The organism is Caballeronia sp. J97, from assembly GCF_905220305.1.
GTDB lineage: Bacteria > Pseudomonadota > Gammaproteobacteria > Burkholderiales > Burkholderiaceae > Caballeronia.
Window position 1 is genome coordinate 106106 of sequence record NZ_CAJMZL010000016.1, and the last position, 12344, is coordinate 118449.

General features: G+C 65.6%; 12 protein-coding genes. 3 read left to right on the forward strand and 9 right to left on the reverse strand.

Annotated features, from left to right (window positions below):
* Positions 1-13 precede the first annotated feature (13 nt).
* A complete protein-coding gene (locus tag U4Y90_RS20820) occupies positions 14-709 on the forward strand; it encodes a GntR family transcriptional regulator (protein WP_321797313.1) in 696 nt (231 codons plus the stop codon).
* Here the strand turns inward: U4Y90_RS20820 and U4Y90_RS20825 are convergent.
* The 9 genes from U4Y90_RS20825 to U4Y90_RS20865 form a co-directional block, all read right to left on the reverse strand.
* On the reverse strand, positions 696-1133 hold the full coding sequence (locus U4Y90_RS20825; protein ID WP_321797314.1) for an aconitase X swivel domain-containing protein: 438 nt from the start codon (positions 1131-1133) through the stop codon (positions 696-698). The genes U4Y90_RS20820 and U4Y90_RS20825 overlap by 14 nt on opposite strands.
* On the reverse strand, positions 1120-2373 hold the full coding sequence (locus U4Y90_RS20830) for an aconitase X catalytic domain-containing protein (RefSeq protein WP_321797316.1): 1254 nt from the start codon (positions 2371-2373) through the stop codon (positions 1120-1122). Before U4Y90_RS20830 ends, U4Y90_RS20825 begins: the two co-directional genes overlap by 14 nt.
* Before the next feature lie 342 nt (positions 2374-2715).
* Positions 2716-3537, reverse strand: a complete 822-nt coding sequence (locus U4Y90_RS20835) for an SDR family NAD(P)-dependent oxidoreductase (RefSeq protein WP_321797317.1) — start codon at positions 3535-3537, stop codon at positions 2716-2718.
* A gap of 23 nt (positions 3538-3560) precedes the next feature.
* Positions 3561-3977: a MaoC family dehydratase gene (locus U4Y90_RS20840; protein WP_321797318.1), complete on the reverse strand. Its 417-nt coding sequence runs from the start codon at positions 3975-3977 to the stop codon at positions 3561-3563.
* A 15-nt stretch (positions 3978-3992) separates the two neighbouring features.
* A complete protein-coding gene (locus tag U4Y90_RS20845; RefSeq protein WP_321797320.1) occupies positions 3993-4430 on the reverse strand; it encodes a MaoC family dehydratase N-terminal domain-containing protein in 438 nt (145 codons plus the stop codon).
* A complete protein-coding gene (locus U4Y90_RS20850; RefSeq protein WP_321797321.1) occupies positions 4430-5617 on the reverse strand; it encodes a lipid-transfer protein in 1188 nt (395 codons plus the stop codon). Before U4Y90_RS20850 ends, U4Y90_RS20845 begins: the two co-directional genes overlap by 1 nt.
* Positions 5618-5678: 61 nt before the next feature.
* Positions 5679-6818 carry an acyl-CoA dehydrogenase family protein gene (locus U4Y90_RS20855; protein ID WP_321797322.1) on the reverse strand — a complete coding sequence of 380 codons (1140 nt, stop codon included), beginning with the start codon at positions 6816-6818 and terminating at the stop codon, positions 5679-5681.
* A gap of 24 nt (positions 6819-6842) precedes the next feature.
* Positions 6843-7133, reverse strand: a complete 291-nt coding sequence (locus U4Y90_RS20860) for a hypothetical protein (RefSeq protein ID WP_321797323.1) — start codon at positions 7131-7133, stop codon at positions 6843-6845.
* Between the two features lie 261 nt (positions 7134-7394).
* Positions 7395-10211 (reverse strand): LuxR C-terminal-related transcriptional regulator, encoded by a 2817-nt coding sequence (locus tag U4Y90_RS20865; protein WP_321797324.1) that lies wholly within the window; start codon positions 10209-10211, stop codon positions 7395-7397.
* Between the two features lie 339 nt (positions 10212-10550).
* Between U4Y90_RS20865 and U4Y90_RS20870 the strand changes: the two genes are divergently transcribed.
* Both U4Y90_RS20870 and U4Y90_RS20875 read left to right on the forward strand, forming a co-directional pair.
* Positions 10551-11666, forward strand: a complete 1116-nt coding sequence (locus U4Y90_RS20870; RefSeq protein WP_321797325.1) for a porin — start codon at positions 10551-10553, stop codon at positions 11664-11666.
* A gap of 106 nt (positions 11667-11772) precedes the next feature.
* Positions 11773-12177, forward strand: coding sequence for a BON domain-containing protein (locus U4Y90_RS20875; RefSeq protein ID WP_321797326.1), 405 nt, complete (start codon positions 11773-11775; stop codon positions 12175-12177).
* Positions 12178-12344: the final 167 nt, after the last annotated feature.

Consider the following 12344-nt stretch of genomic DNA (forward strand, 5'->3'; position numbering starts at 1 on the left):
CGATAAGAACGCCATGCCTCGGGTCGCCAATAAACCGCTTCGAACAGAGAGCGATTCCACGCACCGGATCGTGCGCACGACGACGGTCGAGCTCGTCACCACCGCGATCCGTCAACGCATTCTCTCGGGCGATCTCGCGCCCGGCGAAGTGCTGCGTCAGGAGGCGCTCGCGGACGAACTCGGCGTGAGTCGCGTGCCGATCCGCGAAGCGATCACGCGGCTGACCGGGGAAGGGCTGCTCACGAAAGTGCCGCACAAGGGCGCGTATGTCGCGGAGTTGTCGATAGAGGAAGTGCAGGAAACGTTCGAAATTCGCTTGCGGCTCGAACCGTGGCTCTTCTCGCAGGCCATTCCGCATATCTCCGATGCCGAAATCGCGAAGGCCGAAAAGCTCGTCAACGAAATGGATCTGGCCGATTCCGGCGTCTGGGGCCAACTGAACTGGCGTCTGCACGAGACGCTTTATCTACCCGCGCGGCGCGACATCACATTGCAGATGCTGCGCGTGCTGCACGATCGCAGCGACCGCTATTTCCGCTTTCAGGTCGTGCAGGTGCCGATCCGCGAGCAGTCGCACGAAGAACACATGAGCCTGATCGACGCGTGCAGAAAGCGCGATGCGAAGCTCGGCGCGAAGCTGCTCGAACAGCATGTGAAAACGGCGGGGCAGCAGATCATCTCGGTGGTCGAGAAGATCATGGCGCGATGAGACGCACGCACGCCGCGCGCGCGGCGTCGCGGGCATCGATGTCGATGTGAGCGTCGGCGGCGGCCGAAATCAGCGCGAACGCGGCTTCATCGACCATCACGACCGGCACGTTCGACGCATACAGTTCGTTCGCGACGATCGCGCCTATCGACAGAATCAGATCGCGCTCCGTGAGCACGATGCCCGCGGGTCCGGTGCCGTTGCGCAACGCTTCGGCGAGCACGCTGCTGCTCGAACTCGATCCGCGCGCGCGCGGCATCACCAGAATGCGCGACGCGAGACGCTGCCCGTGCCCGGCATGCGTGGCATCGACGATCACGCCGCGTTCGGCGTCGTAACCGCCCCAGAAACTGAGCGGCGGCAACGCGATGCCCGACGCCCGCGCGTGGCCCGGAACGAGCGTGACGGCTTCAAACGTGTTCATCGATGCACACCTTTCCTTCGAACGCCGATCGCACGCATTCGCTCATGCTGCCGAACGCGACCGTCACGCCGATATTGGCCGGCGCATAGTGCGCCCACTTGCCCGAGTTGGTCATCACGAGTCCGCTCACCTGCTTCATGACCGGCGTGATGTACGTGCACGTATCGACAACGATCTGCACGCCGCGTTCCGCCAGCCGGCGCGCGATACCCTCTTCTTCGAGCTGCCAGAGCACGAAGCGGCTCGTGTTCACATAAATATCGCAGCGCGGCGTGCCGTAATGTCGATCGAAGAGCGCGGCGAGCGTACGGAATTCGTCGACGGAAAAATGCGGCGTGCCGAGGCTCACGGCGGCGAGCGCGTCGCCGGGCAACGCGCGCGTCCAGCGCTGGCGCACCGAATGAAGATCCGCGGCGCTGACCGCGATCGTGCGTTCGGGCGCATGCCCTTGAAGCGCGGCATCGAGGGTCGCGGCTTCCGGCGTGATGCCGACCGCATGAAACAGCGCCACCGAGCCGCTCGATGCGGCGGCCGCGCCGAGTGCTTTCAGTTCGTCTTCGGTGGTGTCCTCGGGCAGGCCGGTGATGGCGGCCACCGTCGCGCCCGCCACGCTGCCGAGCAGAAAGCCGAGTGCGGCGAAATCGGCATCGCGATGCGTCGACGCGCGCAGATCCGGCGCGGCGATCACGATGCGCGCCGCGCGATTCGCCGCGACGTGCAGGCCCGCGTTCGGCACGCGAGCTGTGATCGCGGCGGCGAGATCGAGGAAATCGCCGTAACGGCTCGTGCGCGCGCCGAGCACGGAGTTCGCGAAGACGATCGCATTCGACTCCGCCCACGCGATCTGATCACCGAGCTTCGGACGATGCTTCAGTTGATACGGCGCGCACGTGAAGCTCGCCTCGCAGCCGAGCTCGATATGCGCCTGCATGAGCCGTTTGCCCGCGCTGGCGACCTCGGCATCGCCGCGAAAAAGCTCCGGATGGATCAGATCGAGCGAGCCGACATTGAGCGTGGTCGGCACGGCTACCTTCGCGCCGCTCGCGACGAAGCGCTCGACGAAATCGAGGCTCGCCGCGCCGTGATAAAGGCAACCGTCGATATGCGCGGACGAGATATCGATGAGCGCGTCGGCGTCCATGACGCGTGCCGTCGCCGCGACAATGCGCATCGCGAGCGCGAGGCCATCGCCGAGATCGCCGTTGAGCATCGCGGTGTCGCGTGGGGAAAGTGAGAGCATCGGAGTCGATGGGAAGGCGATGTTGAACGTCAGGGCAGGATAACGGATCGGCGCGCGCCGCTCAAATCGATCTAACCGGGTCGGGTGGTGCTGTTCCCGTTCGAGTCCGGCTTGCTGCCGGAGCGCGGATACCTCGAAAACGAGGCAAACCGTCATGGGCGTATCGCGTGACTGGGTTTCCGCGATGCGCAGGTCGCACGGTTGAAGGCCGGCGGGCTGGGATTCCGCGCGGGGCGCGAGCACGACTGAATCGTGACGGCGAACCAAAAAAAGGCACGTCGGGCCGAAGCCCGAGCGTGCCAAGGGAACGTCCCTGATTCAAACTGACCGGATCGAATCTCGCTACTGGATGTTCCCCGCCACGGCGATCGTCTGCCCCGTGATGTAATTCGATTCGGGCGAGCAGAACAGATAGACGCCGCCCGCCGCTTCCTCCGGCGTGCCGCCGCGCCCGAGCGGATTGCGCTGCGAGTGGGCCTTCAGCGTGTCGGCGTTGAGCCCGACGCGAATGTCGCGTCCGTCGATCTTCACGCTTGCGGCGGCCTCCGTGCTCACGGTCATGCGCGTATGAATCAGCCCGAACGCGACGCAATTCACGTTGACGTTCAAACGCCCCCATTCGCGCGCCAGCGCGCGCGTCATGCCGATCACGCCCGCTTTTGCCGACGAGTAGTTCATCTGCCCGGCATTGCCGTTCAACGCCGATACCGACGAGATATTCACGATCTTGCGATAGTGCTCGCGGCCCGCTTCCTTGTCGGCGGCATGCAGCTTCTTGATGTGCGGATAGGCCGCGCGCAGGATGCGGAAGGGCGCGGTGAGATGGCAATCCATGATGGCGTACCACTGCTCGTCGGTCATTCTCTGCACCACGTCGTCCCACGTGAAGCCCGCATTGTTGACGATGATGTCGAGGCCCTGGTACGTGTTCATTGCCGTGCCGATGAACCGGTCCGCGAAATCCGGCGCCGCGACATTGCCGACGCACGCCACCGCTTCGTGGCCCTGCTTTTTCAGCAGTTCGATGGTCTCATGCGCGGGTTCGGCATCGAGATCGTTGATGACGAGGCGCGCGCCCTCGCTCGCGAGCTTGAGCGCGATCGACTGGCCTATGCCGCGTCCCGAGCCGGTTACCAATGCTACTTTGCCTTCGAGCTTTCCCATGATGTCTTTCCTGATGAATGAAGTCACAGCGCGACGACCGCTTCGCCGACCACGCGCGGCTCACCGTACTGATTGACGGTCTGAATCTCGAGGCGCACGCGGCGTTCGCCTTCGGCCTCGAATTTCTCGATGACCGTGCCCGTGCACGTGATGACATGCCCGAGCTGCGTGATGCCGACGAATCGCGCGCCGAACGCGCGCAATTGCCGTTGCTCGACCCACGACGTGAGCAGCCGGCCGAGCCACGCCATCGACAGCATGCCGTGCGCGAACACGTCCGGCGCACCGGCGCGGCGCGCATAGTCGGTGTCGATGTGAACCGCGTTATGGTCGCCCGACGCGCCCGCGAACAACGCGAGCATCGTGCGGCTGACCGGGGGAAGAGAAATCGGCGGCAGGGTGTCGCCGACCTCGATCGAATCGAAAGTCACGATTTTCATACGCATGTCCTCCGCTTATCGCTGCACGATGACGCTGCGCAGATCGGCTACGTGCTCGCCGCGCTGGTTCGTCACGCGCGTCTCGCGCACGATGAACCACAGCGCGCCGTTCTTCTTGTCGTAGATGTCGGCGATCCGGCTTTCGTAGCGCAGCACATCGCCCGCATAAGCGATGCGGTGATACGTGAACGACTGCTCGCCGTGCAGGATGCGCGACATCTCCATGCCCAGCTCGTCGCGCCATCCGGTCGATCCCTGTTCGAATTCGAGCGAGAACAGGAAGGTGGGCGGCAGCGGCAGCGCGGGATAGCCCGCATCGTGCGCCGCGGCCTCGTCGAAATAGACCGGGTTCGTTTCGCCGGTCGCTTTCGCGAAGAAACGCAGGCGCCACGCATCGGTGGTCGCGGTGAATATCGGCAGGCGCATGCCGATATGCTTTTTGTCGATCGTCATCACGCGGCTCGCTTGAAGATGGTGACGACGCCCGCGCCCCCGAGCCCGAGGTTGTGCTGCATCGCCACCTTCGCGCCCGCGACCTGACGCTCGCCCGCCGTGCCGCGCAACTGGTGCGTCAGTTCGAAGCACTGCGCGAGACCCGTCGCGCCCAGCGGATGCCCCTTCGAGAGCAGGCCGCCCGACGGATTGGTCACCCACTTGCCGCCATAGGTGTTGTCGCCATCGAGGACCAGGCGTTCGCCTTCGCCCTCCTTGCACAGGCCGAGCCCCTCGTAGGTCAGCAGCTCGTTTTGCGCGAAGCAGTCGTGCAATTCGATCACGTCGATGTCCTCCGGCCCGACGCCCGCCTGCTCGTAAGCCTGCTGCGACGCATTGCGCGTGATGTCGAAGCCGACGACGCGGATCATGTCGTTCGCGGCATACGTGCTCGGCAGATCGGTGGCGAGCGACTGGCCGGCGATCACCACGTCGGTGCGCAGTCCGTGCCTGCGCGCGAACGCTTCCGACACGAGGATCGCGGCCGCGCCGCCGCAGGTCGGCGGGCATGCCATCAGGCGCGTCAGCACGCCCTCCCACAAAACCGGCGCGTTCATCACGTCTTCCGTCGACACGACGTTGCGGAACACCGCGAGCGGATTGCGCGCCGCGTGCTGGCTCGCCTTCGCCCGAATGCGCGCGAACGTTTCCAGCTTCGTGCCGTACTTGCGCATGTGCGAGAGGCCGGCGCCTGCGAACTGGCGGATCGCGGGCGGGATCTCGGTGTGGCCGACGAGTTCGTTGGTCATGGCGAGCGCGCGCTCGAGCGCCGGGGCGCGGTCGGTCCATTTCGGCGTCAGCGGACCCGGCTGCATGAACTCGAAGCCGACCGCCAGCGCGCAGTCGACCGCGCCGGATTCCACGGCCTGGCGCGCGAGGAACAGCGCGGAGGAGCCGGTCGCGCAGTTGTTGTTGACGTTGAGGATGGGAATGCCCGTCATGCCGACGCGATAGATGGCCTTCTGCCCGGACGTCGAGTCGCCGTAGACGAAGCCGGCATAGGCTTGCTGGATGGCCTTGAAGTCGAGTCCGGCGTCGGCGAGCGCGTCACGGATGGCGAACTCGCCCATCACGTCGTACGTTTCGCTCGCACCCGGCTTCTTGAACGGGATCATGCCGACACCCGCGACAAACACCTTGCGGCTCATGTGATTCTCCTTTCGTGGTCCAGGACTGCTGAAGTTGATTCGATGGAATGCTTCGATGACTTCACAACTTGCGCGAGATCAGATCGCGCATGACTTCGCTCGTGCCGCCGTAGATGCGCGTCACACGGGAATCGACGAACGCGCGGGCGATCGGATACTCCAGCATGTAACCGTAGCCGCCATGCAGTTGCAGCATTTCGTCGAGCGCCTTGCCGAGCGATTCCGTCGCGTACAGCTTCGCTACGGCGGATTCCTCCAGCGTCAGGCGTCGGCGCATGTGCTCGCCGAGATAGTGATCGACCATCAGCCGCACGGCGATGGCCTGAGCCTTGATGTCCGCGAGCTTGAACTTCGTGTTCTGGAAATCCCAGACCGTCTGGTTGAACGCGCGGCGGTCCTTCACGTAGTTCAGCGTGTGCTCGAGGCAGACTTCCAGCCGCGCCGCCGCGCCGATCGCGATGCTCAACCGCTCCTGCGGCAGTTCGCTCATCAGGTACGCAAAGCCCTTGCCTTCCTCGCCGAGCAGGTTCTCGACCGGCACGCGCACGTCGTCGAAGAAAAGTTCCGCGGTGTCCTGCGCGTACTGGCCGATCTTGTCCAGCTTGCGGCCGCGCCGGAAGCCCGCGCGCGTGGTCTCGACGACGATCAGGCTCACGCCTTTCGCGCCCGCCTTGGGGTCCGTCGTGCAGACCACCACCACGAGATCGGCGTTGAGCCCGTTGCTGATGAACGTCTTGCTGCCATTGATCACGTAGTGGTCGCCGTCGCGGCGGGCGGTGGTACGCACTGCCTTGAGGTCGCTGCCGGTGCCCGGCTCGCTCATGGCGATGGCGAGAATCTTCTCGCCCCGGCAGATCTCCGGAAGCCACTTGCGCTTTTGCTCCTCGCTGCCAATGCGCGCGATATAAGGTGCGACGATGTCCGAATGCACCGCGAAGCCCAGCCCACTCACGCCCACACGCGTCATTTCCTCGTTGATGATGGCCACGTGCCCGAAATCCCCGCCGCCGCCACCGTATTCTTCCGGAAGCGACAGGCAGAGCAGTCCCTGGCGAGCGGCCTTCAGCCAGGTCTCGCGATCCACGCAGCCGGCCTGGTCCCATTCGTGCTGGCGCGGCGCGCATTCACGCTCGAAGAAGCGTCGCGCAGTAGTACGAAGCATTTCATGATCGTCTCTGAAGACAGTGCGTTCGATGTGCATTGCAGTTTCCTGGGTAGTAAGTTTTTATGAGTTCGCGTGAAGTTGACGCATGCAGGCGATGTGCGAAGCCTGTGGCTGACGGCAGGGCGGGTCGACCGACGGCGGCTCGGCCATCGGCATCGGGTGCTCGGCGACGAGCGTGGCGCGGAATGGAATGAAATCCGCGAACGAGCGCTGCCCGATGCGCGGCCGCGATCCCCCGCCGCGAAGGCTCGGTGCGCCGCCCGCGCGATGTGCGACGCGCATCTGCCGCACGGAAAACCGTACGCGCCTATGTGGCGGCGTAGTCTTGCCGCTTGCTTCGAGCGTGCTCATAGCCTCTGTCTCCCGAGCATGGATGCCCTTTCTGCCGGATGCCGCCAAGGGGCGCGCGCCGGACTCCGGGATCGCGTGCCCTTTGTGTCCTCTGAGCATGAAGGATAGGCGCGGGTGCGATGGTGTGTGACCACCCGAGGTGGGTGGCGGCGTGCCGGGCGCCGCCGCGTATCGTCGCCGGGTGCCGAGTGATGCGCGAGGCGACTCGCCCGGTTCACGCCGAGGCGCCGGCCAACTTGTCGATCGAGCCCGCGCCCGGGATCACGCGCCCTTTTCCAGGGCGAGATCCCGCAGGCGCGCCACGGCTTCGTCGCGGCGCGACACGCCGAGCTTGCCGTAGATGTTCTTCAGATGCCATTTGACCGTTTCGGGCGAAATGCCCATCGTCCGGGCGATCTTTTTGTTCGGCAGAGCCTGCGCAAGGAGACTCAGCACTTTTGATTCGCGCTCGCTCAGGATGTCCTGCATTCCGGCGTCGCCGCAACGCACACCGGGCTTCGGCGCGGCGGACGACGGCGGCGCGGCGCGGCGCTGCGCGTCGCTCAGGCGGTCCGCGTAGAACTGCAGGACCGCATTCTGCGGCTCGTCGCGGGATACGCGGCCGATCAGATCCAGCGCGGCGGGATGGGCGTCGAGCAGCGTGCGCACGAGGCCCAGCCGGTGCCCGCGCCGCATCGCGGCCAGCGTGAGCGCGCGGGCCGACGCGGCGTCACCCCGGCAGTGCGCCGCGACGGCCTTCTGCATCTTGAAGAACACGACGCGCCGTTGCCAGCCGCGCTCGCGGCATAGCTCGATCAGCGAGGTGAGCGCAGGCTCGGCGGCATCGAAATCTTTCTGGGCGAGACGCCATTCGATGTGTGCCTGCTCGGCCATCACCCGGAAATCGGCCGCCTGGGCGCCGGTTCCGGCGCTTGCGGTCAACTCGTGGAGCCGCGCGAGATCCGGCTGCGCGGCGTCGAACTGCCCGGCTTGCAGCGCGCGCCGCGCACGCTCCGCGACGCAATGGACGAGCGCCCGGCGCAAGTCGTGCTTTTGCGCATAGTCCTCCAGCCGGTCGAGCCAGGCGAGCGCGCCTAACCGATCACCCGACAGCCAATATGACGACGACAGCACCGTGAACGCGCTCGTCACCGAATCCGGAAGCGACACGCGCTCGATCACGTCGACGTGCTTTTCGAGCAGCTTGCGCGCCTGTTCCGCATCGCCGGATTCGTACAGCACCTCGCCCAGCAGCGCGGTGGCGAGCGCGGTCGCTTCGGCCGCCGCGCCGCCGCGCGGCTCGGCTTCGTGAAGCACGTCGCGGCAGACGCGCTCGGTGCGCAGCAGATCGCCTTCGAGCAGATAGCTGAAGCCCACGAGGGCGCGTCCGTTCAGCGCGCCCGCCGATGTCGACAGGATCGGCGCGCCATGGGCCAGCGTGGCGCCGCGCTCGGTGTGAATGAGGCGCGCTTCATCGAATTCGCCGCACCGCGCGTGAATCCACGAGAGCAGATTGTTGCGCGCTCCGATCTCGATGCCGTGCGCGCCGTCGGGCAGCGCGCGCAACGGCGCGAGCAGCGCACAGGCCCCGTCGAGATCGTCGCGCTGGACGGCGAGCGCGGTCTGCAGAAGCGTCAGGCCGTAGCGCGACTGGGTGTCGCCGGGAGCGAGATCGGCGCGCAGCCGCTCGATCGCGCTTGCGCACGCGTCGAATTCGCGGGCGTACAGATGCAGATGGATCATCCAGAGCCGCAGGCTGGCGCGCGCCTGGACCTCGGCTTGCGGCAGCAGGCGCATTAGCGCGACTACCTTGCGCAGATCGCCGCGAAGATGCAGGCCGCGCGCGATGCGCACGACGAGATCGGCGGCGGCGGACGGATCGCCGGCGAGGACGGCATGGCGCACGGCCTCGTCGGCATGATCGTGATCGCTGAACCATTGCCACGCCGCGCGATGCACCTGCCGCTGCTGCGGCGCGCCGCGTTCGCGAAAGCGTTCGAGCAGCGTTTCGCGAAAGAGCGGATTCAGCCGGTGCCATATATGACGCGCATCGTGGCCGGCCGGCGCGAGAAAGAGATTGTCGCTTTCGAGGCGCGCGAGCAGGCGCAGCACGCTGTCGGGATGATCCTCTCCGCCGATCAGCGCAACACATAGCGGCGCGCACAAGCGCTCGCATACCGACATCCTCACGAGCAGTTCGACTTCGCTCGCGGCGAGCCGGGACAGGACTTCGCGCCTGAAGTAATGCGCGAACGTGCTGCTGTCCAGCAAGGGCGCGCCGTCCGACGGCGCATCGGGTGCGATGCGCGCCGGCGCGGCTCTCGCCCGCTTCGCGCCGGCCACCATGAGCTGAAGGCCCGCGACCCAGCCGTCGGTCATGTCGTGCATGCGCCGTGCGTCGCGCGTGCCGATGTCCGGAAAGTGCGACTGGAGGAACGCCGTGGATTCGGCCATCGAGAAGCGCAGATCGCGCATGTCGAGTTCGAGCAGCAGGCCCGCGTCGCGGATCCGTCCGAGCGACAGCGGCATCGCGCCGCGCGACGCCAGCACGACATGCAGATTCGGCGGCGCGTAATCGAGCAGCCATTGCAGCGACTGGTGGCAGCGCCGGTCCGTCAGACGATGCAGGTCGTCGAGGACGAGCACCAGATCGTCTTGGCGGCTCGTGATGCCGCGCACCAGCGCGATGATCGTGCGCTCGATCGCTTCGTCGTCCGTGCCCCGGCCGCCGAGCAGCGCCGCATCGCGCGAGATCGACTGATCGACGTGGGCAAGACTCGCGGCGAGCGCGTCGAGAAAGGGGGCGAGATCGTCGATTTCCGGAACGAGCGTGAGCCACGCGACCTGAAACGCGAGCGGATAGAGCGCCTCGCGCCACGCGATCAGCGCGGTCGTTTTCCCGTAGCCCGCCGGGCTTTGCATCACGATGCAGCGCTTGCGGCGCGCTTCCACGAGTTGCGCGACGAGCCGCTCGCGGCCGAGGACGCGCGTCGACGCGCGTGGCGACGCGCAGGCGGGCCCGGCCGGCGAAGGCGCGGATATAAGCGCCGGGTCGTCGTCGATATGGTTGGGATTGCGAAGGACGATCGTTTCAGTCATCTCACACCTGCGTCTCTCATGTGACCAGCTCGAATGCGAAACCAAATTAGGACTCTGCCTAATCCACTGATTCTAGCGGTCGCGATGCACGCCGCGCGCTAGGGAACATGCGTACATCATCGCGCCGAAGAATAGGAATAAGTCAATTGTTCGTTTTGCGAAAGAATGGTAGTCAGCGACGTCGAAGAATGCGGGTATTCCCGTGCCTACTCGCTTCGGGTAGTGATGGGTTTGTCATGGACTGCAACACTGGGCCGAAATGGGTCGGTGCTGCATCGGCGTGGGTCGTGCGCATCGATCACACACTGGCCGGTTCGGCACACAAGAAAGGAGACACCCATGCGTTTGATCAGGAACGGCATCGTCGGCGCGGCGCTGGCGATCGCGGCCGGCAGTGCGGCGGCGCAATCGAGCGTCACGCTCTACGGCGTTGCCGATGCATTCTTCCAGTGGTTCAACAATGGCGGCCGGCAGTCGTGGTCGATACGAAGCGGCGCCGGCAGCAGTTCGATGTTCGGCCTGAAGGGCAGCGAGGATCTCGGCGGCGGACTGAAAGCCGTGTTCACGCTGGAGAACGGCTACAACCTCAACAACGGCACCTTTTCGGTCGATAGCGGCGCGATGTTCTATCGCCAGGCGTGGGTCGGCATGACGCACGAGAAATACGGCACGTTGACTTTCGGCAGGCAGTACCAGCCAACCTTCTGGGCGCTGTATCCGAGCGAACCGTTCCGCGCGAACGAACTGCTCTCGCCGGTCGCGGCCATGGCGACGAGCATCGACCGCAACACGCTGTCGACCCAGACGGGTGGCGGGCGTTCGAGCAACTCGATCTTCTATCGATCGCCCAACCTGAGCGGATTCCAGCTCTTGGGCATGTATGCGCTGTCGACCACAGTCACGCAGCCGTATCCGCAGAGTATCGGCAATATGTTCGATATCGCCGGTACATACTCGGGCTACGGGCTGTACGTCGGCCTGGCGTATCTGTATCAGCGGCCGGGCTCGAAGAGCTTCCCCGGGCTGCCGGCCGCGGTGAATACGGTTCCCGTCGCGCACTTTACCGCCGCGCTGGCCTATCGTATCGGCATCGTGAACCTGCAGTTCAACTACGCGTATCACAAGCCGGATGAAGCGGCAGCGGGCTCGGTCGCCGCGCGCATGGACGCCGCGCATCCGTTCAGCGTCTCGGAACTCGGCGCGACAATTCAGGCCACGCCCGCCGACGTGTTCGAAGTGGCTGTGTTTCAGCGGCTGGTGCGCGGTGTGCATGACAACAGCTGGGGCGTGCAGGTCGGCGCGGACCACAGCGTGTCGAAGCGCACGTCGTTCTACGCGCGCGCGGGCTACATCAAAAACAACGGTCTCGCGACGACCACCTGGCCCGGCAACACGGCCAACGGGCCGGGCGCGAAGCAGACGCTCGTCGGCGTGGGCATGACGCATCGCTTCTGATTGACACCGTGCCCGCCTTGCCCGCGCCTGCGGGCGCGGCGGGTGCTTTTTTGCGCTTTCATTGCATCGAGAACAGGTCACAACGATCATGGCAACAAGCAAGACTATGAATCCCATTCGAATCGTACAACTCACCATTGCGCTGCTTGCCGGCGGCGTCGCGTGCCACGCGCAGGCGCAGGCTCAGGTGCAGATCCCGGCGCCCGCGCCCGCCAGCGTTTCCGTGCCGGCCGCGAGCACCGCTGCACAGACGACGCAGGCGGCGAACGCGGGCAAGACCTCGCCGAAAGCCGCCGACCGCGCGCTGCGCCGGCGCATCCTGACGGCGCTTTCCAAGGCGAAAGGGCTGCGCGCGGCAGGCATCACGGTGCGTGCGAGCGCAGCCGACGGCGACGTGTTGCTGGAAGGCTGGGTGCCGGAGGAAGCGCAGATCGAACAGGCGACGCGCGTGGCGCAGGACGTGCCCGGCGTGAAATCGGTGCGCAATACGCTGACGCTCTCGACGTTCTAAGGCCGCGTTACAGCCGCTGCGGTTCTTCTCGTCGTCCTCTCTTCCATTGGCGCCGCGCGTCGGATTCTGCTTCGACGCGCGGCGGCACTTCTGTCGCGGCTCGCAACTTTCAATCGCGCGATGATGTCACCACCTGTCATGACAGGCCTATCGGTCCAAACCCGTAA

Coding starts and splice junctions, on each gene's coding strand:
- U4Y90_RS20860 (WP_321797323.1), bottom strand. CDS start 7,133: ATGAGCACGCTCGAAGCAAGCGGCAAGACTACGCCGCCACATAGGCGC.
- U4Y90_RS20830 (WP_321797316.1), bottom strand. CDS start 2,373: ATGCTCTCACTTTCCCCACGCGACACCGCGATGCTCAACGGCGATCTC.
- U4Y90_RS20835 (WP_321797317.1), bottom strand. CDS start 3,537: ATGGGAAAGCTCGAAGGCAAAGTAGCATTGGTAACCGGCTCGGGACGC.
- U4Y90_RS20840 (WP_321797318.1), bottom strand. CDS start 3,977: ATGAAAATCGTGACTTTCGATTCGATCGAGGTCGGCGACACCCTGCCG.
- U4Y90_RS20855 (WP_321797322.1), bottom strand. CDS start 6,818: ATGCACATCGAACGCACTGTCTTCAGAGACGATCATGAAATGCTTCGT.
- U4Y90_RS20820 (WP_321797313.1), top strand. CDS start 14: ATGCCTCGGGTCGCCAATAAACCGCTTCGAACAGAGAGCGATTCCACG.
- U4Y90_RS20825 (WP_321797314.1), bottom strand. CDS start 1,133: ATGAACACGTTTGAAGCCGTCACGCTCGTTCCGGGCCACGCGCGGGCG.
- U4Y90_RS20865 (WP_321797324.1), bottom strand. CDS start 10,211: ATGACTGAAACGATCGTCCTTCGCAATCCCAACCATATCGACGACGAC.
- U4Y90_RS20850 (WP_321797321.1), bottom strand. CDS start 5,617: ATGAGCCGCAAGGTGTTTGTCGCGGGTGTCGGCATGATCCCGTTCAAG.
- U4Y90_RS20875 (WP_321797326.1), top strand. CDS start 11,773: ATGAATCCCATTCGAATCGTACAACTCACCATTGCGCTGCTTGCCGGC.
- U4Y90_RS20845 (WP_321797320.1), bottom strand. CDS start 4,430: ATGACGATCGACAAAAAGCATATCGGCATGCGCCTGCCGATATTCACC.
- U4Y90_RS20870 (WP_321797325.1), top strand. CDS start 10,551: ATGCGTTTGATCAGGAACGGCATCGTCGGCGCGGCGCTGGCGATCGCG.